At 73.5% G+C, this 24,274-nt stretch carries 16 protein-coding genes and 1 pseudogene; 12 read left to right on the top strand and 5 right to left on the bottom strand.

Annotated features, from left to right (window positions below; translation table 11 throughout):
* Positions 1 to 9 precede the first annotated feature (9 nt).
* A complete protein-coding gene (locus ACGFNU_RS22475; protein WP_392596379.1) occupies positions 10 to 3,177 on the top strand; it encodes a carboxyl transferase domain-containing protein in 3,168 nt (1,055 codons plus the stop codon).
* Positions 3,178 to 3,234: 57 nt separating this feature from the next.
* On the opposite strand, the gene ACGFNU_RS22470 is transcribed toward ACGFNU_RS22475, so the two are convergent.
* Complete coding sequence (locus ACGFNU_RS22470; protein WP_392596377.1) at positions 3,235 to 3,975, bottom strand: ABC transporter ATP-binding protein; 741 nt, start codon at positions 3,973 to 3,975, stop codon at positions 3,235 to 3,237.
* A gap of 158 nt (positions 3,976 to 4,133) precedes the next feature.
* Between ACGFNU_RS22470 and ACGFNU_RS22465 the strand changes: the two genes are divergently transcribed.
* The 9 genes from ACGFNU_RS22465 to ACGFNU_RS22425 all read left to right on the top strand — a co-directional run bounded on the left by ACGFNU_RS22465 (position 4,134) and on the right by ACGFNU_RS22425 (position 18,275).
* Positions 4,134 to 5,105: an NAD(P)-dependent oxidoreductase gene (locus ACGFNU_RS22465; protein WP_392596375.1), complete on the top strand. Its 972-nt coding sequence runs from the start codon at positions 4,134 to 4,136 to the stop codon at positions 5,103 to 5,105.
* Positions 5,106 to 5,279: 174 nt separating this feature from the next.
* Positions 5,280 to 6,650 (top strand): M28 family peptidase, encoded by a 1,371-nt coding sequence (locus tag ACGFNU_RS22460; protein WP_392596373.1) that lies wholly within the window; start codon positions 5,280 to 5,282, stop codon positions 6,648 to 6,650.
* A 313-nt stretch (positions 6,651 to 6,963) separates the two neighbouring features.
* Entirely contained in the window at positions 6,964 to 10,824 is a 3,861-nt protein-coding gene (locus ACGFNU_RS22455; protein WP_392596372.1) for a Pls/PosA family non-ribosomal peptide synthetase, read from the top strand.
* 90 nt (positions 10,825 to 10,914) lie between these two features.
* Complete coding sequence (locus tag ACGFNU_RS22450; RefSeq protein WP_392596370.1) at positions 10,915 to 12,222, top strand: M1 family metallopeptidase; 1,308 nt, start codon at positions 10,915 to 10,917, stop codon at positions 12,220 to 12,222.
* Positions 12,223 to 12,303: 81 nt separating this feature from the next.
* Entirely contained in the window at positions 12,304 to 14,322 is a 2,019-nt protein-coding gene (locus tag ACGFNU_RS22445; RefSeq protein WP_392596368.1) for a HelD family protein, read from the top strand.
* A 75-nt stretch (positions 14,323 to 14,397) separates the two neighbouring features.
* Positions 14,398 to 15,591, top strand: a complete 1,194-nt coding sequence (locus ACGFNU_RS22440; protein WP_392596366.1) for an acyl-CoA dehydrogenase family protein — start codon at positions 14,398 to 14,400, stop codon at positions 15,589 to 15,591.
* Positions 15,588 to 16,673 (top strand): acyl-CoA dehydrogenase family protein, encoded by a 1,086-nt coding sequence (locus ACGFNU_RS22435; RefSeq protein WP_392596364.1) that lies wholly within the window; start codon positions 15,588 to 15,590, stop codon positions 16,671 to 16,673. The genes ACGFNU_RS22440 and ACGFNU_RS22435 overlap by 4 nt, the downstream gene beginning before the upstream one ends.
* Positions 16,674 to 16,791: 118 nt before the next feature.
* Positions 16,792 to 17,454: a LuxR C-terminal-related transcriptional regulator gene (locus tag ACGFNU_RS22430; protein WP_392596362.1), complete on the top strand. Its 663-nt coding sequence runs from the start codon at positions 16,792 to 16,794 to the stop codon at positions 17,452 to 17,454.
* Positions 17,455 to 17,612: 158 nt separating this feature from the next.
* A complete protein-coding gene (locus ACGFNU_RS22425; RefSeq protein WP_392596360.1) occupies positions 17,613 to 18,275 on the top strand; it encodes a spherulation-specific family 4 protein in 663 nt (220 codons plus the stop codon).
* 14 nt (positions 18,276 to 18,289) lie between these two features.
* On the opposite strand, the gene ACGFNU_RS22420 is transcribed toward ACGFNU_RS22425, so the two are convergent.
* The gene (locus ACGFNU_RS22420) at positions 18,290 to 18,937 is read right to left on the bottom strand and encodes an adenylate kinase family protein (protein WP_392596358.1); all 648 of its coding nucleotides are present in this window, start codon (positions 18,935 to 18,937) and stop codon (positions 18,290 to 18,292) included.
* A 46-nt stretch (positions 18,938 to 18,983) separates the two neighbouring features.
* The gene (locus ACGFNU_RS22415) at positions 18,984 to 19,556 is read right to left on the bottom strand and encodes a universal stress protein (protein WP_392596356.1); all 573 of its coding nucleotides are present in this window, start codon (positions 19,554 to 19,556) and stop codon (positions 18,984 to 18,986) included.
* Positions 19,557 to 19,790: 234 nt separating this feature from the next.
* On the opposite strand from ACGFNU_RS22415, the gene ACGFNU_RS22410 reads away from it, so the two are divergent.
* Positions 19,791 to 20,327 (top strand): XdhC family protein, encoded by a 537-nt coding sequence (locus ACGFNU_RS22410; RefSeq protein WP_392596355.1) that lies wholly within the window; start codon positions 19,791 to 19,793, stop codon positions 20,325 to 20,327.
* A gap of 15 nt (positions 20,328 to 20,342) precedes the next feature.
* Here the strand turns inward: ACGFNU_RS22410 and ACGFNU_RS22405 are convergent.
* Positions 20,343 to 21,839 (bottom strand): annotated as a pseudogene (locus tag ACGFNU_RS22405) (MFS transporter); the annotation flags it as partial.
* A 215-nt stretch (positions 21,840 to 22,054) separates the two neighbouring features.
* Here ACGFNU_RS22405 and ACGFNU_RS22400 point away from each other — a divergent pair.
* Positions 22,055 to 23,074 carry a sigma-70 family RNA polymerase sigma factor gene (locus ACGFNU_RS22400; RefSeq protein ID WP_392596512.1) on the top strand — a complete coding sequence of 340 codons (1,020 nt, stop codon included), beginning with the start codon at positions 22,055 to 22,057 and terminating at the stop codon, positions 23,072 to 23,074.
* Here the strand turns inward: ACGFNU_RS22400 and ACGFNU_RS22395 are convergent.
* Positions 23,052 to 24,239, bottom strand: a complete 1,188-nt coding sequence (locus ACGFNU_RS22395; protein WP_392596353.1) for a hypothetical protein — start codon at positions 24,237 to 24,239, stop codon at positions 23,052 to 23,054. The two genes, ACGFNU_RS22400 and ACGFNU_RS22395, sit on opposite strands and share 23 nt — an antisense overlap.
* Positions 24,240 to 24,274: the final 35 nt, after the last annotated feature.

Here is a 24,274-nt window from a genome sequence, read left to right as displayed (position 1 = left end):
GGGAGGGTCATGAACGGCATCCTGGTGGCCAACCGCGGTGAGATCGCCGTCCGGGTGATGCGCGCGGCGGCCGAGCTGGGCATCAGGACGGTCGCGGTCCATACCCGCGACGACGCCGCGGCCCTGCACACGCGGCGCGCCGGCGAGGTGCGCGAGCTGCCGGGCGAGGGCGCCGCCGGTTACCTGGACGCGGACGCGATCCTCGCCGCGGCCGAGGACAGCGGGGTCTCCGCGATCCATCCGGGTTACGGGTTCCTGAGCGAGAACGCCTCGTTCGCGGCGGGGTGCGCCGACGCCGGGCTCACCTTCGTCGGGCCGCGTCCCGGGCTGCTGGAGCTCTTCGGTGACAAGACCCGGTCGCGGCAGGTGGCCGCGGAGCTCGGCGTGCCGGTGACCCCTGGCACGGGCGGGCCCACTTCTCTGGCGGACGCGCAGGAGTTCGCGGCGGTCCACGGGCCGGTGATGCTGAAGGCACTCGCCGGGGGCGGCGGGCGCGGGATGCGCGTCGCCCGGACCACCGCCGAGGTGCCCGAGGCGTACGAACGATGCAGGTCCGAGGCGTTCGCCGCGTTCGGCAACGGAGATCTCTACGTCGAACGGCACGTCACGCATGCCCGGCACATCGAAGTGCAGATCGTGGGCGACGGCTCCGGCGCCGTCACCCACCTGTGGGAACGCGACTGCAGCGTCCAGCGGCGGCACCAGAAGCTCGTCGAGATCGCCCCCGCCCCCTCCCTGGCCGCGGACCTGCGGGACCGGATCCTCGACGCGGCGGTGCGGATGGCCGCGCACGTGAGGTACGGGAGCCTCGGGACGTTCGAGTTCCTCGTCGCGGACGCGGAGTTCTGGTTCCTGGAGGCCAATCCGCGGCTCCAGGTCGAGCACACCGTCACCGAGGAGATCACCGGCGTCGACCTGGTCAAGACGCAGCTCCGCCTGGCGCGCGGCGCGAGCCTCACCGACCTCGGGCTGGCGCGGCCACCGGCGCACACCGGCTGCGCGGTGCAGGCACGGGTCAACACCGAGACGCTCGACCCCGACGGGACGCCCAGGCCGCAGGCCGGCACGCTCACCGCGTTCGCGCCGCCCACGGGCCCCGGCGTGCGCGTCGACACCCACGGCTACACCGGCTACCGGACGAGCCTGCGGTACGACTCGCTGCTGGCCAAGGTGATCGCACGCGCGGAGGACTTCCCGGCCGCGGTGGCCAGAGTGAACGGCGCGCTCGCCGAATTCGAGATCTCCGGGGTGGCGACGACCGTGCCGCTGCTCCAGGGGATCCTGCGGCACCCGGACTTCGTCGCGGGCACCTTCGACACCGGATTCGTGGCCGAGCGCCTCGCCGACCTGCCGACCATCTCGGAAGCGGCCACCGACGTAGCCGCGACGCCCGGCACGGTCGCGGTGACCGCGCCGCTCCAGGGCACGGTGGTCGGCGTGGACGTGGCCGAGGGCGATCTCGTCCGGGCCGGAGCGCCCGTGGTGATCCTCGAAGCGATGAAGATGGAGCACGTCGTCCGTACCGCCGAGCCGGGCCTCGTCCGGTCGCTCGCCGTCACGCCCGGCCAGACCGTCGCCGACGGCGCCCCGCTGCTCTTCGTCGAGCCCGCCGAGACCGGCGGCGACCACGCCGACGACGAGGCCGAGTTCGGCCTCGACGAGATCCGCGCCGACCTCGCCGAAGTGCGGCGCCGCCACGAGATCGGACTGGACGCGGCCCGGCCCGAGGCCGTCGGGCGGCGGCACGCGCGCGGCCACCGGACCGCCCGCGAGAACATCGCCGACCTCTGCGACCCCGGCACGTTCACCGAGTACGGCGCGCTCGCCATCGCCGCCCAGCGCCAGCGGCGCTCCCTCGACGACCTCATCGAACGCACTCCCGCCGACGGCATGGTCTGCGGAATCGGTGACGTCAACGCGCGCCCGTGCGTGGTCATGTCGTACGACTACACGGTGCTGGCCGGGACGCAGGGATACCAGAACCACCGCAAGACCGACCGGATGCTGGAACTCGCCGAACGCCGCCGCCTGCCGCTCGTCCTGTTCGCCGAGGGCGGCGGAGGACGGCCCGGCGACACCGACACCACCACCGTGTCCGGCCTGGACGTCATGAGCTTCCACGCGATGGGCCGGCTCAGCGGGCACGTCCCCCTCGTCGGCGTCGCCGCGGGGCGCTGCTTCGCCGGGAACGCCGCCCTCCTCGGCTGCTGCGACGTCATCATCGCGACGCGGGACGCCAACATCGGCATGGGCGGCCCCGCGATGATCGAGGGCGGCGGCCTGGGCGTCTTCCGGCCGGAGGAGATCGGCCCGGCGCGGGACCAGGTGCCCAACGGCGTGATCGACATCCTCGTCGAGGACGAGTCCGAGGCCGTCGAGACGGCCAAGCGCTACCTCGCGTACTTCCAGAACCCCTCAGCCCCGTGGGCCTGCGACGACCAGCGGCTCCTCCGCCACCTCATCCCCGAGAACCGCCTGCGCGCCTACGACGTCCGCCGCGCCGTCGAGCACCTGGCCGACACCGGCTCGGTCCTCGAACTCCGGCGCGGCTTCGGCGCCGGCGTCATCACGGCCCTGATCCGCGTCGAGGGCCGTCCCATGGGCCTCATCGCCAACAACCCCGTGCACCTCGGCGGCGCCATCGACCGCGACGCCGCCGACAAGGCCGCCCGTTTCCTCCAGCTCTGCGACGCCCACGGCCTGCCGGTCGTCTCGCTCTGCGACACCCCAGGCTTCATGGTCGGCCCCGACGCCGAGCGCACCGCGACCGTCCGGCACTTCAGCCGCCTCTTCGTCATCGGCGCGAACCTGCGCGTGCCGATCATCACGATCGTGCTGCGCAAGGGCTACGGGCTCGGCGCGCAGGCCATGGCGGGCGGCAGCTTCAAGGCGCCGCTCGCCACCGTCGCCTGGCCGACCGGCGAGATCGGCGGCATGGGCCTGGAAGGCGCGGTCCGCCTCGGCTTCCGCAAGGAGCTCGAAGCCGCCGAAGACCCCCGGGCGCTCTTCGAGCACATGGTCGCCGCCGCCTACGAACACGGCAAGGCCCTCAACGCGGCCTCCGTCTTCGAACTCGACGACGTCATCGACCCCGCCGACACCCGCCACTGGATCACCACGGCCTTCGCGGCCGCCGAACTCCCCACGCCCCCCGCCCGCTGGATCGACACCTGGTGAAAATCAACACCTGGTGAAATCTGGACATCGTCCCACGGCCGTGCCGGCACCTGTGAGCTACCGGTAGGCCTGCCGGACGCGGGGGTCCGAGCGCACCTGGACGGGCGGGCCGTGGGAGATCACCTTCCCCTCGTCCAGGACGTACAGCACGTCGCAGACGCCCATCACGAGCTCCAGATCGTGCTCGACGAGCAACACGGCCAGCCCTCCGGCGGCGAGGTCGCGCAGGAGGCATTCGAGCGAGCGCGCCTCGGGGACCGGCAGACCGGCCCACGGCTCGTCCAGAAGCAGCAAGCGGGGTTCGGTCGCCAGCGCACGCGCCAGCTCCATCAGGCGAGCGACGCCGACGGGGAGGGAATCAGCCCGGCACCCGGCGTAGGAGCCGATCCCGACCCGCTCCAGCAGGGAGTCGGCGACGTCCCCGGCGCCTCGGCGCGCGTCCCGCCGGTCCCGCCATCCCCTCTCCTGGGCGACCGCGTGCTTCCTGGCCGCCACCAGCACGTTCTCCCGGACGGTCAGTGATCCGGAGGCCCGCTGGGACGTGCGGGCCATGCCATGCCGCGCCCGCTCGCGCGGCGTGCTCGAACCGAGGTCGGCGCCGTCGAGATGCACGGTCCCCTCGGCGGGCCGCAGCAGCCCGGTGATGACGTCGAAGAACGTCGTCTTGCCCGCCCCGCCCGGCCCGATGAGGCCCGTGACCGTGCCCGGCGGAGCCTCCAGCCCCGCGCCGTCCACCGCGATCACCTCGCCGAACCGCACGGTCACGCCGGCGACTCGGAGACCCTCGTCCGTCGGCATGGCTCCTGTGCATTCATGTGATCTGGGTCACTGGCGAAGCATCACGATACTGACGGCCCTGCCCCGTTTCAACGGGCACGTCCATCGATGATCTGATCTCGGTTTCTCTCGGCCTTTTCGGGTGAGAAAGGGGACGTTGTACGGCGAAGGGGGACGGCATGGGGGAGCGGAAGGGGCGGGCGCTGGTGCTCGCGCCGATGCGGGGGCCGGGCTGGGAACGGCTCAACGAGCTGACGGACGTGGTCTACGAGCCCGCGGTCGAGCGGCGGCCCTTCCGGCTCCATCCGGCCGGCGACGTGGCGCGCAGGCTCGCCGAGACGGGCGCGACGATCCTGGTGACCGAGGCGGACGAGGTCGCGGGACCGGTGTTCGACCAGCCTCTGGAGGTCATCGCGGTCACCCGGGGTGATCCGGTGAACGTGGACGTCGCGGCGGCGTCCGCGCGGGGGATCCCGGTGCTCCGCACCCCGGGGCGGGACGCGGACGCGGTCGCCGAGCTGTCGGTGGCGCTGCTCTTCGCGGCCGCGCGGGGGGTCGTGGCGGCCGACCGGACGGTGCGGGAGGGGTCGGTCTACGCGGACGGCGTCACCCCGTACCAGCGGCACCGGGCGTGGCAGCTGGCGGGGCGGACGTTCGGCATCGTCGGCCTGGGCGCGGTCGGCAAGGCCGTGTGGTGGCGGATGGACGGGCTGGGCATGCGGGTGATCGCCTGCGATCCGTACGCGGACGGTGCGACGCACAAGCTGCCGGAGCTGCTCAACGTCGCCGACGTGGTGTCGGTGCACGCGGCGCTCACCGAGGAGACCGCCGGGATGATCGGGGCGCGGCAGTTCGAGATCATGAAACCGGGCGCGGTGTTCCTCAACACCGCGGAGGCCGGGTTGCATGACGCCGATGCGCTGGCCGGGGCGCTGTCGTCGGGCCACCTGGCGGGAGCTGGGCTCGACCATGCCGCGCCTGGTTTGGCGGGCCTGCCGAACGTGGTGATGACGCCCCATATCGGCGGGGCCACCTTCGACGCCGAAGCCGGCGGCGCGCAGCTCGTGGCCGACGACATCGAGCGGCTGCGCGCGGGCGAGCCGCCCAGGAACTGCGTCAATCCCGAGGTGTTCCGCGATGTCCGCGCTTGATCACGTTTCGGTTGCACCGGAGTTGGTGATCTTGTCTGACCAATGCGGCATTTCGTAGATTCGCGGCAAACGGGGTACTTCCTTGAACTTTCCCGGCAGGTCAGCGCCGACCCGCCCGCGATCCGGGTCCGGGTTCCGGCGTTCCGGCCCGCCCTTCATCCGGATGGAGACGCCATGTCCGAGGTCAACCGCCGCGACCTGCTGGCCGGAGCCGCGGCCTTCGCGGGCTTCGCCACCGTGGGCCTGCTTCCCGGCACGGCCGCCGCGACGACCCGGCAGCGCCCCGGCGCCGCCCTGCCGCCCTCGCTGAGCACCGGCGACAAGGCCGTCGTCGCCCGCGTCGACGCCCGCCGCGCGCTCAAGCACCTGAAGGTCCTCAGCGACGAGATCGGCTGGCGCGTGGCCGGCACCCGCGGCGAGCACCGCGCCGCCCGCTACGCCGCCGGAGTGCTGCGCGACCTGGGTTACAAGGTCACGCTCCAGCCGTTCGCGGTCCCCGACAAGAACCTCGCCGAGATGCGCGTGGAGGTGAAGGGCCGCCGCGAGCACTGGCAGAGCTGGGCCGTCCTCAACGCCGCCACCGGCCGGGTCAAGGGCGAGATCGTGGACCTCAAGGACGCCACCGAGGTCACCGCCGACCTGACCGGCAAGATCGCGCTGTTCGACCGGGTCACCGGCAAGGAGCTCGACCAGGCCAAGGCGGCCGCCGCCAAGGGCGCCAAGGCCGTCCTGATCCAGAACGTGCGCTCGACCACCTACCCCGAGCGCAAGGCGCAGTCCCTCAACATCGTGTTCGCCGAGTACGTGGCCGTCCCGGTGCTGGTTCTCGCCGAGTACCACGGCACGCAGCTGCGCTCGGGCGCCCGCCGCTTCTCCCTCGAGGTCACCAAGCACACCAACCTGACCTCGTACAACGTCATCGCCGACCGCAAGGCCACCTTCCCCAACCCCGAGGGCAAGACGGTCATCGTCAGCGGCCACTACGACAGCGTGCCCGGCTCGCCCGGCGGCAACGACGACGGCAGCGGCACCGTGCTGTCGATGGAACTGGCCCGGGTGCTCAAGCGCCTGCCCACCCAGCAGAACATCCGGATCTGCCTGTGGGGCGCGGAGGAGCTCGGCCTGGTCGGCGCCCGCTACTACGTGAGCAAGCTCACCCCGGAGCAGCTCAAGCAGATCACCGGCGTCTTCCAGAACGACATGGTCGCCACCAGCCACCCGCCGGCGGGCACCTACTGGCTGCTGTCGGTGGACGGCAACCCCAACACCACCACGACCGCCGTGCTGGAGGCCGCCAAGCGGCTCGGCTACGTCGGCCAGACCAAGGGCCCGGTCGCCCGCGGTTCGAGCGACCACGAGGCCTTCTACGAGAAGGGCGTCGCGGCGGGCAACTTCAGCTGGCGCGGCGGCGAGTCCCCGGCCCAGCTGGAGCCGGTCTACCACACGCCCGAGGACACCGTCCGGGGCAACGTCAGCGTCCAGCGGCTCCAGGTGTCGCTGGAGCTGATCGGCGCCGCCGCGTACGACGTGGCGCGCCGCAAGTGACGCACCGCGAGTGACCTGAGGTTTCGCGCGCACCGGTGGCGGGCGCGCCGCCAGGGCGATTCCTGGCGGCGCGTCCGCCACCGGGCGTGTTCACCCCCATCGAGTACAGTGTCGAGCTTGTGGCACGCCGACCGCGGCCGGACGCGAACCGTCCGGGCGGGTCCGGCGGCCACGGGGATCGCTGGAATCCCCCGGCGGCGCGAGGTGCGCCGCCGTGGTGGCCGAGCGGCACGGGCCCCCGGGACATGACCGGGGTGCGACCCGCGGTGCCGCGGTGGAACGGCCGCCGATCGCCTCGACACCGGGGGAGAGCTTGGGCCCGATTCTGGCCGACGCGCCTGCGAGCGCCGTGTTCCGGTCGCCCGGCGGCGCACCGCCGCCGCGCACCCTGCTGGACGTTCTCGACGCCACGACGCTGCGGCATCCGTACGCGCCCGCGCTCGACGACGGCACCACCGGCCTCGACTACGACGGCCTGAGCGCCGAGGCCGGCCGCCTGGCCAAGGAGCTGGAGCAGGCCGGGATCGGCCGCGGCGACCGCGTCGGCGTGCGCGTGCCCTCGGGCACCGCCGACCTGTACGTGGCGATCCTGGGCGTGCTGACCGCGGGCGCCGCCTACGTTCCCGTCGACGCCGACGACCCGGACGAGCGGGCCGCGCTGGTCTTCGGCGAGGCCGGCGTCTGCGCCGTCATCGGCGAGGGCCGCGCCGTCACCATGCTCGGCACGCCGGGCGGCCGCGCCGGGCGTCCCGGCCCCGACGACGACGCCTGGATCATCTTCACCTCGGGTTCGACCGGCAAGCCCAAGGGCGTCGCCGTCACTCACCGCAGCGCGGCGGCGTTCGTCGACGCCGAGGCCCGCCTCTTCCCGGCCACCGAGTCCGACCGCGTGCTGGCCGGGCTCTCGGTGGCGTTCGACGCCTCCTGCGAGGAGATGTGGCTCGCCTGGCGGCACGGCGCCTGCCTGGTCCCCGCGCCGCGGGCGCTGGTCCGCACCGGCATGGACCTCGGACCCTGGCTGGCCGGACGCGGCATCACCGTCGTGTCGACCGTGCCCACCCTGGCCGCCCTCTGGCCGGTCGAGACCCTGGCCGGCATCCGGCTCCTGATCTTCGGCGGCGAGGCCTGCCCGCCCGAACTCGCCGCGCGGCTGGCCGTTTCCGGCCGCCAGGTCTGGAACACCTACGGCCCCACCGAGGCCACCGTGGTGGCGTGCGCAGCCCCCCTCGGCGGTGAAGGCCCCGTCCGGATCGGCCTGCCGCTCGACGGCTGGGACCTCGCCGTCGTCGACTCCGGCGGCGAGCCGGTCCCCTTCGGCGAGACCGGCGAACTGGTCATCGGCGGCGTCGGTCTGGCCCGCTACCTCGACCCGGCCAAGGACGCCGAGAAGTACGCGCCGCTGCCCGCGCTCGGCTGGGACCGCGCCTACCGCAGCGGCGACCTCGTGCGCGCCGACCCCGAGGGCCTGGTCTTCGTCGGCCGCGCCGACGAGCAGATCAAGCTGGGCGGCCGCCGCATCGAGCTCGGCGAGATCGACGCCGCGCTCCAGGCGCTGCCCGGGGTCAGCGGCGCCGCCGCGGCCGTGCGCGCCACCGGAGCCGGTCACCAGCTCCTCGTCGGCTATCTCGTCCCCGACGACGGCTTCGACGAGGCGGCGGCACGCGAACGGCTGCGCGAGGCGCTGCCCGCGTCGCTGATCCCGCGCCTCGCCCGCGTCGAGACGCTGCCGACCCGTACCTCCGGCAAGGTCGATCGTGACGCGCTGCCGTGGCCGCTGCCCGGCAGCGGCGGCGACGACGCGGCAGGGTCTTCGGCGCCCATGACCGGCGCGGAGGAGTGGCTGGCCGCACGCTGGGCCGAGATCCTCGGTGAGACGCCCGGCGGCCCCGACGCCGACTTCTTCGCCCTCGGCGGCAGCAGCCTGGGCGCGGCGCGACTCGTCTCGGCGCTGCGTCCGCATCACCCGTCGGTGGCCGTCGGCGACATCTACGAGCACCCCACGCTGCGGGCCCTCGCCGGCCATCTCGGCGCGACCGAGGCGCGGGACGCGCCCGAGAGCACCGTCTCCGACCGGGTGGTCACGCCCATGCCGAGGCGGGCCGCGCTGCTCCAGACGCTGCTGATGATCCCGCTGCTCACGCTCGGCACGATGCGCTGGGTGGTCGGCCTCGCCGCGTTCAACAACGTGGCGGGCCTGCCCTGGGCACCGGCCGTGTCCTGGTGGTGGGTGATGGCGGGCGGCCTGCTGTTCGTGACGCCCGCCGGTCGGATGTGCCTGTCGGCCGCGGGGGCGCGCCTGCTCCTGCGCGGCGTCAAGCCCGGCGACCACCCGCGCGGCGGATCGGTGCACCTGCGGCTCTGGACGGCCGAGCAGCTCGCGGCCCGGCTCGGCGCCGCGGAGCTGTCGGGCGCGCCGTGGTTCACGCTGTACGCCCGCGCGCTCGGCGCCCAGATCGGGCCCGACGTCGACCTGCACTCGCCGCCGCCCGTCACCGGGATGCTCAAGGTCGGGCGCAACGCCGCCATCGACCCCGAGGTCGACCTCACCGGTCACTGGCTGGACGGCGACCTGCTCCGGATCGGTGAGATCCGGGTCGGCCCGGGGGCCACGGTCGGCGCCCGCGCCGTCCTGTTCCCCGGCGCCCGGATCGGCAAGAACGCGCGCGTGGCCGCCGGTTCGGCGGTGACCGGGCGGGTCCCCGCCGGGCAGCGCTGGGCCGGCGCGCCCGCCGTGCGCCGGGGCAAGGCCCGCCCCCACGAGGGCGAGCCGCCGGCGCGGCGGCGGCGATGGGCGGCGCTGTACGGCACGTCCGCGCTGCCGCTGAGCATGCTCCCGCTGATCGCGGCGATCCCCGGGCTGGCCGTGCTCGGCGCGTTCGTCCGGGGCACCACGACGCTGGGCGAGGCGCTCACCGCCGCGCTCGCCGGAGTGCCCCTCGCCACCCTCGCGGGCATGGGCACGTTCGCGCTGGCGACGCTGGTATCGGTCCGGCTGCTCTCCCTCGGGCTGGGCGAAGGCGACCATCCGGTGCACAGCCGCCAGGCATGGCAGGCCTGGGCGACCAGCAGGCTGATGGGCATGGCGCGCGTGTGGCTGTTCCCGCTGTACGCCAGCATCCTCACGCCGGCCTGGCTGCGCGCCCTCGGCATGAAGGTCGGCCGGGACGTCGAGCTGTCCACCGTGCTGGCCCTGCCCGCCATGACCACGGTCAACGACGGCGCGTTCCTCGCCGACGACACGATGGTGGCGCCCTACGAGCTGGGCGGCGGCCGCATGCGGATCGCGCGCGCCCGCATCGGCAAGCGCGCGTTCCTCGGCAACTCCGGGATGACCGGGCCCGGCCGCAAGGTGCCCAAGGGCGGGCTCATCGGCGTCCTGTCGGCCGCGCCCAAGAAGGCCAAGGCCGGCGACTCCTACCTGGGCATGCCCCCGGTGAAGCTGCGCCGCACGGTGGGCGCGGGCGACCAGTCGCGCACCTACCGGCCGCCCCGGCGGCTGAAAGCCGCGCGCGCCGCCGTCGAGCTCTGCCGGATCATCCCCGCCATGCTCACGGTCGCCGTCGGCGTGCTGGCCGTGGCGGCCCTGGAATGGCTCGCGGGCACCTACGGGTTCGGTGCCGCCGCCCTGCTCGGTGGCGCCGTGGCCATCGCCGCCGGAGTGCTCGCCGCCACGATCGCGACGGCCGCCAAGTGGGCGATCATCGGCCGGATCCGCGCCGGTGAACGGCCGCTGTGGAGCTCGTTCGTCTGGCGCAACGAGCTGGCCGACAACTTCGTCGAGGTGCTCGCCGCCCCCTGGTTCGCCGAGCCCTGGCTCGGCACCGCGCCCCTCAACCTGTGGCTCCGCTCGCTCGGCGCCCGCATCGGCCGCGGCGTCTGGTGCGGCACGTACTGGCTGCCCGAGGCCGACCTCATCCGGCTCGGCGACGGTGCCACCGTCAACCAGGGCTGCGTCCTGCAGACCCATCTGTTCCACGACCGGATCATGAGCATCGACACGGTCGTGCTGGAGCGGGGTGCGACGCTAGGCTCGAACGGTGTCGTCCTCCCCGCGGCGTGCCTCGGGGCGGACACCACGGTCGGACCCGCGTCCCTGGTGATGCGCGGCGAGCAACTGCCCGCCGGCACCCGGTGGCTCGGCAACCCGATCGCGGCGTGGCCTGGCGCGCGCTGAATGATCTGGCGCGCGCTGAGGAGAGGCGTGCCGGGAGGCGGCACGCCGGCGAGCTCGACCCCGGAGGATTCCGACCGCAGTGAACGCGTCATGATCGAGGATGCTCCGGGCGTCGAGCGGTGCACCTACTTTCCCGGGCACGGCAACGAGGGCTACCAGGTCGGCCACTACGACCTGGAGCTCGACCACCGGGTGGGGCCGAACCGGCTGAACGCCACGGCGCGCCTGTCGGCGGTCGCCACCGCGCCGCTCGTGCGCTTCGACCTCGACCTTGGACCGTTCCGCGTCGGCAAGGTCCTGATCGACGGCAAACCCGGCCATTTCCGGCACCGGCGGGACAAGCTCAACGTCACCCCGCCGCGCGCGCTCGGCAGCGGCCAGCGGTTCACCGTCGAGGTGCGCTACACCGGCAACCCGCGCCCGGTCTCCAGCCCGTGGGGCGGGCTCGGCTGGGAGCAGCTCACCGACGGGTCGCTCGTGGCCGGGCAGCCGATCGGCGCCCCCTCGTGGTTCCCCTGCAACGATCGTGCCGACCACAAGGCGTCCTTCCGGATCTCGGTGACCACCGCGTCCGCCTACCACGTCGTCGCCAATGGCCGCGAGACAGGGCGGACCCGGTCCGGCGCGAGCACCACCTGGGTGTACGAGCAGGACGAGCCGATGGCGCCCTACCTGGCGAGCGTCCAGATCGGGCGCTACCAGACGACCGAGGTGCACGGACGGGTGGCGCAGCGCCTGGCCTATCCGAGCACGGCGGCCGCCCGGGTCCGGCACGACTTCGGCCGCCAGGGCGAGATGATCGCCGCGTTCGAGGAGCGCTTCGGGCCCTACCCGTTCGGCGCGTACACGGTCGTGGTCGCCGACGACGAGCTGGAGATCCCCGTCGAGGCCCAGGGCATGTCGATCTTCGGGACCAACCATGTGGACGGGCGGCGCGGCGCCGAGCGCCTGGTCGCGCACGAGCTGGCCCACCAGTGGTTCGGCAACAGCCTGACCCTGGCGCGCTGGCGCGACATCTGGCTGCACGAGGGCTTCGCCACCTACGCCGAGTGGCTGTGGTCGGAGGACTCCGGCGGCGAACCCGCCGACGAGCACGCGCTGCGCTGGCACCGGCGGCTCGCCGAGCAGCCCCAGGACCTCGTGCTCGCCGACCCCGGCGTCGAGCTGATCTTCGACGACCGCGTCTACAAGCGCGGCGCGCTGACCCTGCACGCGCTGCGGCGGACCATGGGGGACGGGCGGTTCTTCCCCATGCTGCGGGAGTGGACCGCCGAGCACCGGCACGGCACGGTCACCACCGAGGAGTTCACCCGGCTGGCCGAACGCCATGCCGCGCAGACGCCCGAGCCCTTGTTCGAGTCGTGGCTCTACGGCCGCCGGCTGCCCCGGCTGCCCTGAAAAATCAGGAGCTCTGATCCCGGGCCGGCGGTAGGCTTTTCGGTTCGCCCTCACCCGCCCCTCGTCCGGAGGTCTGCTCGCATGCCCGGGACCGAACAAGCCGAGACCACCGAAACGGAGACCCTCGCCGCCGAGCGCGCGCATCTGGCCGAGTCACGGGCCGCGTTGCGCCGGATGCGCGAACATACCGAGTCACTGTCCGCCGACGTCGCCGCCGACTGGGTCTCCAAACAGGTGCTGGAGGCGCAGCTGGAGCTGCGCGTCGCCGCCCTCGCCGACCATCCCGACACTCCGCTGTTCTTCGGCCGGATGGACCACGACGACGCGGGCAGCGACCTGCCCGGCACGATGTACGTGGGGCGGCGGCACATCCACGACGGCGACGAGGGCCGCCCGCTGGTCCTGGACTGGCGGGCGCCGGTGTCGCGGGCGTTCTACCAGGCAGGCCCGGCCGACCCGATGGGCTGGCGGCGGCGGCGCCGGTTCGGCTTCGGCGGCGGCGAGCTGACCGCGTTCGAGGACGAGCCCCTGGACGGCCGCGTACTCGGCCCCTCGACCATTCTGACCGAGGAGATCGAGCGCCCCCGCACCGGGCCGATGCGCGACATCGTCGCCACCATCCAGCCGGAGCAGGACGTGATCGTCCGCGCCGATCTGCCGGCGACCGTGTGCGTGCAGGGCGCCCCCGGCACCGGCAAGACGGCGGTCGGCCTGCACCGGGCCGCGTACCTGCTGTTCACCCACCGGGACCGGCTCGCCCGGTCCGGCGTGCTGATCGTCGGTCCCAACCGCGCGTTCCTCGCCTACATCGCGGCCGTGCTGCCCGCGCTCGGCGAGGTCCAGGTCGACCAGGCCACCATCGACGACCTGCTCGGCGAGCCCACGGCCGCCGAGCCCGCCGCGGTGGCGGCCGTCAAGGGCGACGCCCGGATGGCGGACGTGCTGCGCAAGGCGCTCTGGCGCCACCTGCGCAAGCCGGAGGAGGGCCTGGTCGTCACGCGCGGAGCGAGCCGCTTCCGGCTCGCCGACCACGAGGTCCGCGAGATCGCCGCGGCGCTGCGCGGGACCATGCGGTACGGCAACGGCCGCACCTCGTTCGCCCAGCGGCTCGCCCACCAGATCCTGGTCCGGATGGAGGAGCGCGGCGAGGCGCCCGACGACCGGGTGCAGGATCAGGTCGCCCGTTCCAAGCCGGTGAAGCAGCTCCTGGACCAGGTCTGGCCCAAGGTCACCGCCGAGCAGGTGCTCTTCCGGCTGCTCTCGGACCCGGAAGAGCTGCGGGCCGCCGCCCGGGGCGTGCTCACCGACGAGGAGCAGGCGGCCATCGGGTGGGCCAAGCCCGCTCGTTCCCACCGTTCGGCGAAATGGACGGCGGCCGACCGCGCGCTGCTGGACGAGCTCGGCGATCTGATCGAGCGGACCCCGTCGCTGGGCCACCTCGTGGTGGACGAGGCCCAGGACCTGTCGGAGATGCAGTTGCGCGCGCTGGGCCGCCGCTGTGCCACCGGCTCGGCGACGGTGCTGGGCGACCTCGCGCAGGGCACCACCGCCTGGTCCGCGCGTTCCTGGAAGGACGTGCTGCGGCACCTCGGCCAGGAGGGCGAGGTCACCGAGCTGACGCTCGGCTTCCGCGTCCCCGGCTCGGTGCTGGACTTCGCCGCCAGGCTCCTGCCGCACGTGGCGCCCGACCTGGCCGTGCCGCGCTCGCTGCGCGCCGGAGCGCACGCCCTGACCGTACGGCGCGTTGCGGACCTGCCCGAAGGCGTCGTCGAGGCGGTCAAGGCCGCGCTGGACCGCGAGGGCTCGATCGGCCTGATCGTGCCCGACGCCGCCGTTCCCGCGTACGGGGCGGCACTGACCGGGGCGGGACTGGCGCACGATGTGCTCGGCCCGCAGGCGGTCGCGGCCGGGCGGGTGCTGATCGTTCCGGCGTCCCTGGCCAAGGGCCTGGAGTACGACCACGTGATCGTCGCCGAGCCCGCGGAGATCGTTTCCGCCGAGGAGCGCGGCCTCGCGCGCCTCTACGTGGTGCTCACCCGGGCCGTCACCACGCTCACCGTCATCCACCGCGCCGGGCTGCCCGCCGAGCTCGACGCCTGACCCCGGTTGTTGACGGGCCCCGGCGCGCTTCCTAAGGTGGCCATACCGACCGGTTGGTATGTGGAGGTCCGTTCCGTGAGCACAGCACCACCCGATGCCGACGACCTGCGCGCGCGGGTCGACGACTTCCTCGCCTCGCACGATCCCGCGACCATGGAGCCGCTGGAGTTCCTGCGGGCGCGGTACGACGCGGGCCTCGCCTGGGTGCACTACCCGGCGGGGCACGGCGGCCTGGGCGCGCCGCGCGCCCTGCAGCCCGCCGTGGACGCGCGGTTCGCCGCCGCCAAGGCGCCGCGCAACCAGCCCGAGCGCAACGGGATCGGCCTGGGCATGGCGGCGCCGACGATCCTCGCGTTCGGCACCGAGGAGCAGAAGCGCACGTTCCTGCGGCCGCTGTGGACGGGCGAGGAGGTCTGGTGCCAGCTCTTCAGCGAGCCGGGCGCCGGATCCGACCTCGCCGCGCTCGGCACCCGCGCGGTGCGCGACGGCGACCGGTGGATCGTCAACGGGCAGAAGGTGTGGACCTCCATGGCCCACGAGGCCCGCTGGGCCATCCTCGTCACCCGCACCGACCCGGACGTGCCCAAGCACCGCGGCATGACCTACTTCGTCTGCGACATGACCGCGCCCGGCGTCGAGGTGCGGCCGCTGCGGCAGATCACCGGCGAGGCCGAGTTCAACGAGGTCTTCCTCACCGACGTCGTGATCCCCGACGCGCACCGGCTCGGCGAGGTCGGCCAGGGCTGGCAGGTCTCCACCACCACGCTGATGAACGAGCGGGTCGCCATCGGCGGCGCCGCGACACCGCGCGAGAGCGGCATGATCGGCGTGGTCGCCAAGGCGTGGCGGGACCGGCCCGAGCTGCGCACGGCCGGGCTGCACGACGCGCTGCTGCGCGCGTGGGTCGAGACCGAGGCCGCGCGCCTCACCGGCGAGCGGCTCCGCCAGCAGCTCACCGCCGGCCAGCCCGGCCCTGAGGGCTCGGCGGCCAAGCTCGCGTTCGCCAAGCTCAACCAGGAGGTCTCGGGCCTGGAGCTCGAACTGCTCGGCGAGGACGGGCTGCGCTACGACGACTGGACGATGCGCCGCCCGAACGAGGTGGACTTCACCCGGCGCTCGCCCGGCTACCGCTACCTGCGCGCCAAGGGCAACTCCATCGAGGGCGGCACCTCGGAGATCCTGCGCAACATCATCGCCGAGCGCGTGCTCGGCCTGCCGGGCGAGATCCGGGTCGACAAGGACGTGGCGTGGAAGGACCTCCCCAAGTGAGCGACCTGCTGTACAGCGAGATCGAGAACGACCTGCGCTCGGGCCTGCGCGCGCTCCTCGACGACAAGTGCGCCTGGGCGGACGTGCTCGCCGGGACCGAACGGGACGAGCCGTACGACGCCAAACTCTGGCGCGCGGTGGCCGCGGAGTTCGGCTGCGCCGGGCTGCCGGTCCCCGAGGAGCAGGGCGGCGCGGGCGCGACCTGGCGCGAGACCGCGGTGACGATGGAGGAACTCGGCCGGGCCGTCGCGCCCGTGCCGTTCCTCGGCAGCGCCGTCCTCGCCACGGCCGCCCTCATGGCGGCGGGCGAGGGCGACCTGCTCGCCGAGCTGGCCGCCGGGGAGAAGATCGCCGTCCTCGCCGTGCCGTTCACCACGGCCCCGGGCGTGGCGATGCGCGACGGCGCGCGGGCCGCCGGCGGCACGCTGACCGGCGCCATCACCAGCGTCGCCGACGGTCTCGCCGCCGACGTCCTGCTGGTCCCCGCGCAGGACGGCCTGTACGCGGTGGACGCGGCCGACGTCCGCCGGACGGCCGTGACCTCGCTGGACATGACCCGCAGGCTGTGCGACATCGCGCTGGCCGACGTCCCGGCCCGGCGCGTCGCGGACGGCGAGGTGGCCGCGCGTGCCGTGCGCACGGCGCTGCTCACGGGCGCCGCGCTCCTCGCGTCCGAGCAGCTGGGCCTCGCCGAACGGTGCCTGGAGACCACGGTCGACTACCTGAAGACGCGCTTCCAGTTCGGCCGGCCCGTCGGCTCGTACCAGGGGCTGAAGCACCGGCTCGCCGACCTGTGGACGTCCATCACCCAGGCCCGCGCTGTCGCCCGCTACGCCGCGGACTGCGTCGCGGCCGGCGACCCCGACACCGAGATCGCGGTGGCCGTCGCCCAGGCGCACTGCTCGGCCATCGCCGTCAAGGCGGCGGAGGAGTGCGTCCAGATGCACGGCGGCATCGGGTTCACCTGGGAGCACCCCGCGCACCTGTACATGAAGCGTGCGAAGAGCATCTCGCTCGCGTTCGGCACGCCCGACCGGCACCGCGCGGCGCTGGCCGCGCTGCTGGACCTGCCCCCGGCCTGAACCGGTGATCGTCCCGGACCCGGCCGCCGCGGCGGCCGGGTCCCGTCGCCCCTGGGGCCTTGACTGAACATCAACTATGATCAGTCGAGCCCCTGTAAAGCGACTTGAGGATCGATGCGTGAGCGGAACGGCCACACCGACCGTCAAGGTGCTCATCGCCGAGAACAACCCCGTGATCAGGCTCGGCCTGCGGGCGTCGCTGACCGAACACCCGGCCCTCGTCGTCGTCGGCGGCGACGAGGAGGCCGGCCACGCCCACGCCCTGGTCGCCCAGGTGCGCGAACACCGCCCCCGGGTCGTCCTCCTCGGCGGCCCGCCCCCGCTGGGCGAACGGGTCGCCGCGCTGCACAACGCCGACCTCGGCACCCGGGTCATCGTCCTGTCGACCGGCGTGAACCCGCGGTCGCTGGTCCGGGTGCTGGCGGCGGGAGCGCACGGCTGCCTGCTCTACGGGCACTTCGAACCCGGTGAGCTGGTCGACGTCGTGCGCGCCGTGGCCGAGGGCGAGGCCTGCGTCTCCCCGCCCGTCATGACCGCGCTCGTGCGCGGGCTGCACGACGGAGAGCTGACCGTGTCCGGAGAGCGGGCCCTGCTGCTGACCCCGCGCGAGGCCGAGATCATGGACCTCGTCGCCGCGGGACTGTCCAACCGCCAGATCGCCGAACGCCTGGTCATCGCCGAGAAGACGGTCAAGAACCACATCCACCAGATCTACAAGCGGCTCGGCGTGTACGACCGGGACCACGCGATCTTCCGGTGGAACGAACTCCACGGCACGTGACCCGGTCCTAGGACCGGTCCCGGGCGAGGTCGGGCCCGAGATTCCCTTTACTCGCGCGGCGGGCGCACCGCATCCTCCTGGAGGGAACTTTCCTTCGGCTCGCGGCGGCGACGCGGCAGCCGTTTACTTTCGCGCCCTCATCTCTGGAACGAGGTGAAATGTCCGGTCTGATCGTCGTGCCGGCGTACTTCCCGCCCGCCGCGGAGGCGTGGGCGGAACTCGCCGACACGTCCCCGCATCTGGCCGTCGTCAACGTCGACGGCGGGCCCGGCCCGGCCCGCGCCCCCGACTTCGCGGCCGTCGCCGGCCGGGCCCGCGCGGCGGGCGTCACGCTCGCCGGCTACGTCGACACCGCCTACGGGCGGCGCCCGCCGGGCGAGGTGGCGGCGGAGGTGCGGCGCTACCGGGCCTGGTACGGCGTCCGGCGGGTCTTCCTCGACCGGGCCGCGGCGGGGCGCCGGCAGCTGGGCCACTACGCGCGGACGGTCCGGGCCGTCCGCGCGGAGGGGGCGGAGTACGTGGTGTTCAACCACGGCGTTCACCCCGACCCCGGCTACGCGGCCCTCGCCGACCTGCTCGTCACCTTCGAGGGGCCGTGGAGCGCGTACCGGAGCCTGCGCGCGCCGGAGTGGGTGATGGAGGCCGGCGCCGGGCGCTTCTGCCATCTGGTGTACGCGACGCCGCGCCACGCCCTCTGCGAGGTGCTGTTGCAGGCGCGGAGGTGCAACGCCCAAGCCTGCTATGTGACCGACCGCGACCAGCCCAACCCGTGGGACGACCTGCCCGGCTACTACGGGCTGGAGGTGCAGGCGTTCGGCTGACCCGGACGGACGGCTCAGAGGGCGGGCTGGGGCAGCTTGAGCTGCTGCCGCAGGTCCCGCTGGACCGTGGCGATGTCAGCGCGGGCGTCCACGCTCACCACGAACTCCTTGCGCCGGAAGAGCGCCAGCACCGGGTCGGTCTTCTCGTGGTAGATGCGCAGGCGCTCGGCCAGGGCCTCCTCGGTGTCGTCCTCGCGTGCGACGAGCTCACCGCCGCACACGTCGCAGCGCCCCTCCTCCTTGGGCCGCGTCGAGATCAGGTTGTAGTCCAGCCCGCACCGCGAGCACAGGCGCCGGGCGAGGACGCGGCGGCGGACCTCGCTGTCGGGCAGGTCGAGATGGATGACCGAGTCGATGTCGTAGCTCTCCAGGAAGAACTCCGCCTGCCGTGCGTTGCGGGGGAAACCGTCGATGACGAAGCCGTAGTTCCAGTCGTGCTGCTGCAGCCGGTCCTGGACGACGCCCTCGACGAGGTCGTCGCCGACGAGCTCGCCCGCGGCCATGATGCGCCGCACCTGGGCGCCGAGCTTGGTGTGGTTCTGCACGTGCCAGCGGAAGATGTCGCCGACGCTGATGTGCACCAGGTCGAGGTCCTTGGCCATGAGCAGGGCCTGGGTGCCCTTGCCGCTGCCCTGGACGCCGAAGATCACGTACTTGCGCATGGTTCACACCGTCGCACAAGGACGCCCGCCGTTCACGCCCGGGGGCTCAGCGGTCGCCGGCGCCGTAGCCGGTGCCGGAGTCGGAACCCCACAGCAGCTGGCTCAGCCGGCGGATCCCGAACCGGTCGTGGGGCCGCTCGCCCGCCGAGAGCTGCTCGATGACCGACTGGACGGCGGGCGGCGACACGCAGACGAACGTGGCCCGGGTGCGGCGGGCACAGTGCAGGCGCACCGACGGGCGCAGCAGCCGGGACAGGGCGGGCCGCTCGCCCCGGCCCACGACGAGGATGTCGTCGCCGCGAGTGAGCCGCACCAGGGTGGCGCCGGGCTCCCCGACGACCGACAGCGCGGCCGTCTCGACCCCGGCCGGCGCGCCGTCGGCCACCTCGCCGAGCAGCTGGGCGATCAGCTGCTCGCCCGCGCTCTGCAGCGCCTCGCTCACGCAGCCGAGCTGGCCGGCCGCCGCGACGTGGGCGGGCAGCGGCGCGGCGTGGACGACCAGCAGCGGCAGCCCCCGGATGCGGGCCTCGCCGATCGCCCAGGCGAGCGCGCAGCGTGCGCCCGCCGAGTCGTCGACCCCCACGACAACCCGCGGGCCGCCCTCCGGTCTCACGATCACTGTCCCTCCTGCGGGAGCCTGCCGGGGTTGTGGAATCCAGGGTGCAGGTAACGGGGCCCGGAGGGAAGTGTTTCGGGCGGTCAGTCGGGACCGGACCCGCGCCGCGCCGGATCCGGGGTGATCCGCAGGTAAGCGGCGGTGCCGGTGGGGACGGTGAGGACACAGGTCCGAGCGGCCCGATCCGCGTCCGGCCCGCGCCGGGTTCACCGGCAGGGCCTCTGAGACACTGGCGGCATGTCCCAGCCCGCTGAACCGCCTGCCGAATCCGACCCGGCGTGCGCCGTCGCCCATGGCGACGTCCGGCCCGACACCGGCGACCGCACCCTGGTCGTGGTGTTCGCCTCCCCGGTGGCGGAGTTCCTGCTGCGCTACGCCGCCGACCTGGGCTACCGCTGCGTCCTGCTGGAGCCCGGCAAGGAACGCGCGGGCTCGGTGGCCCTCGATGCCGACGTGGTCACCGAGATCCCACCGAGCCTTGACGCGGGTACCGACGTGGTGGTCACCGACCACCACCGCGAGGAGCTCGGGCCCGTCCTACGCGACGCCCTCGCTCACCAGGTCCGCTGGATCGGCGTGATGGGCAATCCCCGCCACCCCGCTCCGCACGTCCCGGCCCTGACCGGCCTCGGGGTGCCCGCCGCGGACATCGCCCGGGTGCACCGGCCCATCGGCCTCAACATCGGCTCCCGCACCCCCGCGGAGATCGCGGTGGCCACCCTCGCCGGGCTCCTCGCCGACCGCAACGGGCGTCCCGGCGGCTTCGGCTTCTGAGCCCGGCCGGACGTGCCGCAGGGTGACGAACGCCAGGGCCGCCAGCCCGACGAAGAGGACGGCGCTGAGCGCGGCCAGCGTGGTCAGGCCCGTGGTGAACGCGTCGTGGGCGGCCGCGATGAGCTGCGCCCCCTGCCCCGCGGGCAGGGTTCCGGCCGCCGCGGCGGCGCCGGTGATGCCCTCGGTGGCCGTCCGGACCGCCTCGTCCGGCAGCCCCGCGGGCAGCGCGCCGGTCAGCTGGTCGCGGTAGACGGCCGTGCCGAGGCTGCCCAGCGTGGCCACGCCCAGCGCGATGCCCAGCTCCGCGCTGGTCTCCGACAGCGCCGAGGCCGAGCCGGCCTTGGCGGGCGCGACGACGCCGAGGATCAGGTCGGTGCCGAGGGCCGCCGCCACGCCGACGCCGAGCAGGGAGACGGTCAGGCCGGTCACCAGGACGGCCACGCCGCCGTTCGCGTCGACGCCGGTCAGCACCGCGTACCCGAGCGCCGTCAGCAGCAGGCCGCCGGCGATGAGCGAGCCGGGCCGGAACCGCTGCGCCAGCGCCGGGGCCGCCTGCGAGCCCACCACCATCGCCAGCGACGACGGCAGCAGCCACAGCCCCGCCTCCATGGGGGAGAGCCCGGCCACGACCTGGAGGTGCAGCGCGAAGAACAGGTAGCTGCCGCCCTGGATCAGGCCGAACAGCAGCCAGATCACCAGCGCCGAGCTGAACGTGCGGTTGGTGAACAGGCGCAGGTCCAGGAGCGGGTCGGGCAGGCGCCGCTGGCGCCGGGCGAACAGCACGCCGAACGCGGCACCGGCGGCCACCGCGAGCACCGGCACCGGCTCCCAGCCGCTCTTGGCGATCTCCTTGAGTCCGTACACGACGGGCAGGATGGCGGCCAGCGACAGCGCCACGCTGAGCGGGTCGAGCCGGCCGGGCCGCTCGGCGCGGTACTCCGGCAGCAGGAACGGGCCGGTCGCGAGCAGCAGCACCATCACCGGGACGCCGAGCAGGAACGCCCCGCCCCACCAGACGTGCTCCAGCAGCGCGCCGCCGATCACCGGGCCGAGCGCGACGCCGCCCATGAAGGCGCTCATCCAGACCGCGATCGCGCGGCCCCGCTGCCGCGCGTCGGTGAACATCGTGGAGATCAGCGCCAGTGTCGAGGGCATGAGGGTGGACCCGGCGACGCCGAGCACCGCCCGGGTGGCGATCAGCATCTCGGGACTGGTGGAGTACGCGGCGGCGACGGAGGCCACGCTGAAGGCGGTGGCGCCGATCAGCAGCAGCCGGCGCCGGCCGATCCGGTCGCCCAGGGTGCCCATCGTCACCAGGAGCCCGGCGATCATGAAGCCGTAGACGTCCATGATCCAGAGTTGCTGGGTGGCGCTCGCCCCCAGATCCTCGCTCAAGTGGGGGAGCGCGAGGTAGAGCACGCTCATGTCCAGGGAGAGCAACAGGGTCGGCAGCGTCAGCACCGCCAGTCCGATCCACTCCCGCCGTCCGGCTCGCCGGATCTCTGTCTCCATCGTCCACTCCGTCTTCAGCAGGGGTCCTCAGTGCGTTCGAAGGTAGGGACCGGAGGGCGGTCGAGAAATCATCGGTCAGCCGAAGAATTTCGTAAAATGCCTGGTCAGAGCCGTATTGAGGAAGGTGATACGGTTTCGCTCACGTTCTGTCAGTGGTGTCGCATACCGTCGGATCGACGACATCGACCTTCGTGCCGCGCGTGAGGACCACGATCATGGCCAACATCACCGTCGACCAGGACTTCCAGAGCCAAGCCGACAACTACCGGCGCGAGCTGCTGGCGCACTGCTACCGCATGCTCGGCTCGATCCACGACGCTGAGGACCTCGTCCAGGAGACCTACATCCGGGCGTGGAAGGCGCAGGACAGCTTCGAGGGCCGGTCGTCCCTGCGCACCTGGCTCTACCGGATCGCCACCAACGTCTGCCTGACCGCGATCGACCAGCGCGGCCGGCGGCCCATGCCCTCCGGGCTCGGCGCGCCGAGCGACGACCCCGAGCGGCCCGTCGTCGCCCTCGACGACGTTCCGTGGCTGGAGCCCGCGCCCGACGGCGTGTTCGGCTCGGACGCGGCCGACCCGGCCTCGATCGCCATCTCCCGCGAGAGCACCCGGCTGGCGTTCATCGCCGCGCTCCAGCACCTGCCCGCCAAGCAGCGCGTCGTGCTCATCCTGCGCGACGTGCTCAAGTGGAAGGCCGCCGAGGTGGCCGAGCTGCTCGAGACGTCCACGGCGGCTATCAACAGCGCGCTCCAGCGGGCCCGCGCCCAGCTGGAGCAGGTCGCCCCGACGCAGGAGGCGCTGGCCGAGCCGACCGACCCCGAGCAGCGCGAGCTGCTCGAACGCTACGCCGCCGCCTTCGAGAAGGCCGACATCGACGGCCTGGTCAAGCTCTTCAAGGAGGACGCGGCCTGGGAGATGCCGCCGTTCCCCGAGTGGTTCGTCGGCCCCGAGGCGATCGGCAGGCTCATCAAGGCGCAGTGCCGCCCCGGGCCGGGCGACATCATCATGGTGCCGACGTCCGCCAACGGCCAGCCCGGGTTCGGCATGTACAAGCGCGACGACGACGGCGTGCACCGCGCGTTCCAGCTGCAGGTGCTCAGCATCAACGCCGAGGGCGCCGTCTCGCACGTCGGGGTCTTCTTCGACCTGTCGCTGTTCACGCTGTTCGGCCTGCCGCAGGTGCACGGGGCCGACCCGGCGGAGGAGGCCGCTACTTCAGCGCCTGCTGGATGAAGAAGATGATCAGGGAGGCGACGATGCCGGTCACGTACTGCAGGATCGCCCAGGTACGGACCGGCAGCGTGCGCTGCGCCCGGAGCGTCCGGTAGGCCTCCGCCGCCTCCTTGAGTCCCTTGTCCAGCAGCAGCCGCTCCGGTGGCGCGGCCACCGGCGTCATCAGCGTGCCGAGGGCCTCCGCCTGGTAGGCGCGCACCACCCGCGACAGCATCACGAACGGCAGCACGGCCGCGTACAGCGCGAGCAGCACGGCCCCGATCGGGAACCCGTAGACGAACAGCCGCAACGACAGGGGCGCGTTCTGGGCCGTGGTGGCCACCGCCGCGAGTTCGAGGGTGATGACGCCGAAACCCAGGCCGGCCGCGATCAGCGCGAAGCACGCGCAGAGCCGCACGATGCCGGGAGTGTGGGCGGGGTCCATCCAGGTGAGCCGCAGGTTCCGGCATCGCCGTAGCCTGTGCGGCGCCAGGGCGGCGATCGTGACCCAGTACAGCACGCCCCCGCCGAGAAAACCGGTCCACATCGCCGGCAGGTAGGCCAGCACGTAGGCCGGCGTGTTCCCGCCCGGACGGCTCAGGTCGATGTAGGCGCCGACCGTCCCGGCCGTCATGCCGGCGAGCCCGCAGACGACCTGCCTGGTGACTCCCAGCGTGCCCGCCAGCCAGCGCCGCAGGTCGTGCCGGTCCGGTGAGACGCACAGCATCTCCGCCACGGCGGGCGCGCTGCGTTCGCCATACCGCCATCCCGCCCAGGCCATCGCGAGCATCAGCGCGCTGGTGAGGGAGAGCAGCCCGCCGTAGAGGTGACCCCGCACCGAATGGAACGTCGCGTCCGGGACGAAGAAGCGCGCCGCGAGGTTGACCGCGTAGGGCCATGAGGCGGTGAGGGCCAGCAGGGCCATCGCCCGCGCCGCGGTCCACCGTGGTCCGCCGCGCACGGGAACCGGCCGGGCGAGCCGGAGCAGCAGGACGCGATCGTAGCCCTGCCGCATGACCGTGCAGAGATCGTGTGCGAAGAGGGAGGGCCGCTCCGGCGGGCACGTCGCCAGATCGGCCTCGACGAGGGTGCGCCCGGGCTCGCCGGCCGTACCGCCGGCCGTACCGCCGTCCACCTCGTCGCCGGGCTCGGGTGCCGTCTCGCGCTCGGCCTCGGACAGGCCCATGGGCTCACCTCTGGGGAGATCTGCGTCATCTCATG

Source organism: Spirillospora sp. NPDC048911 (assembly GCF_043198015.1).
In the GTDB taxonomy this organism is placed as follows: Bacteria; Actinomycetota; Actinomycetes; order Streptosporangiales; family Streptosporangiaceae; genus Spirillospora.
This window is presented reverse-complemented; position numbering and strand designations above follow the sequence as displayed.

Excerpts from the sequence above, each read along its gene's own strand:
- ACGFNU_RS22475 (WP_392596379.1), top strand. The coding sequence starts at position 10 with ATGAACGGCATCCTGGTGGCCAACCGCGGTGAGATCGCCGTCCGGGTG.
- ACGFNU_RS22470 (WP_392596377.1), bottom strand. The coding sequence starts at position 3,975 with ATGCCGACGGACGAGGGTCTCCGAGTCGCCGGCGTGACCGTGCGGTTC.
- ACGFNU_RS22465 (WP_392596375.1), top strand. The coding sequence starts at position 4,134 with ATGGGGGAGCGGAAGGGGCGGGCGCTGGTGCTCGCGCCGATGCGGGGG.
- ACGFNU_RS22460 (WP_392596373.1), top strand. The coding sequence starts at position 5,280 with ATGTCCGAGGTCAACCGCCGCGACCTGCTGGCCGGAGCCGCGGCCTTC.
- ACGFNU_RS22450 (WP_392596370.1), top strand. The coding sequence starts at position 10,915 with ATGATCGAGGATGCTCCGGGCGTCGAGCGGTGCACCTACTTTCCCGGG.
- ACGFNU_RS22445 (WP_392596368.1), top strand. The coding sequence starts at position 12,304 with ATGCCCGGGACCGAACAAGCCGAGACCACCGAAACGGAGACCCTCGCC.
- ACGFNU_RS22425 (WP_392596360.1), top strand. The coding sequence starts at position 17,613 with ATGTCCGGTCTGATCGTCGTGCCGGCGTACTTCCCGCCCGCCGCGGAG.
- ACGFNU_RS22420 (WP_392596358.1), bottom strand. The coding sequence starts at position 18,937 with ATGCGCAAGTACGTGATCTTCGGCGTCCAGGGCAGCGGCAAGGGCACC.
- ACGFNU_RS22410 (WP_392596355.1), top strand. The coding sequence starts at position 19,791 with ATGTCCCAGCCCGCTGAACCGCCTGCCGAATCCGACCCGGCGTGCGCC.
- ACGFNU_RS22400 (WP_392596512.1), top strand. The coding sequence starts at position 22,055 with ATGGCCAACATCACCGTCGACCAGGACTTCCAGAGCCAAGCCGACAAC.
- ACGFNU_RS22395 (WP_392596353.1), bottom strand. The coding sequence starts at position 24,239 with ATGGGCCTGTCCGAGGCCGAGCGCGAGACGGCACCCGAGCCCGGCGAC.